We start from the raw sequence: 428 nt of genomic DNA on the forward strand, positions 1-428 counted from the left end.
ACCACTGGCTCGTGCGCGAGACGATCGGCCACCTGCGCCGCACCTTCAGCCGCTTCGACGTTTCCAGCCGCAGCCTGTTCGCGCTGATCGAGCAGGGCTCCTGCTTCGCGGGAAGCTTCCTCGAGTTCGCGCTCGCCTGCGACCGCAGCTACCAGCTCGCGCTGCCCTCCGACCCGTCGGCCGCGCCGAAGATCGAAGTGGGCGAGACGAACTTCGGCCTCTACCCCATGGCCACCGGCCAGAGCCGGCTGCAGCGCCGCTTCTATGAAGAGGCGCCTGCGATCGAGGCGGTGCGCGCCAAGATCGGCCAGCCGCTGGATGCCGATGCCGCCTTCGCGCTGGGCCTGGTCACCAGCAACCCCGACGACATCGACTGGTCCGACGAGACGCGCCTGGCCATCGAGGAGCGCGTGGCGATGAGCCCCGAC

The 428-nt window shown here is 69.6% G+C and carries 1 pseudogene; it reads left to right on the forward strand.

The annotated features are described in order from the left end of the window. Positions 1-428: pseudogene (locus WG923_RS30360) on the forward strand (2,3-epoxybenzoyl-CoA dihydrolase); the annotation flags it as partial.

Origin of the sequence: Ramlibacter sp. AN1133 (assembly GCF_037890035.1) — a bacterium.
Classification (GTDB): Bacteria; Pseudomonadota; Gammaproteobacteria; order Burkholderiales; family Burkholderiaceae_C; genus Ramlibacter.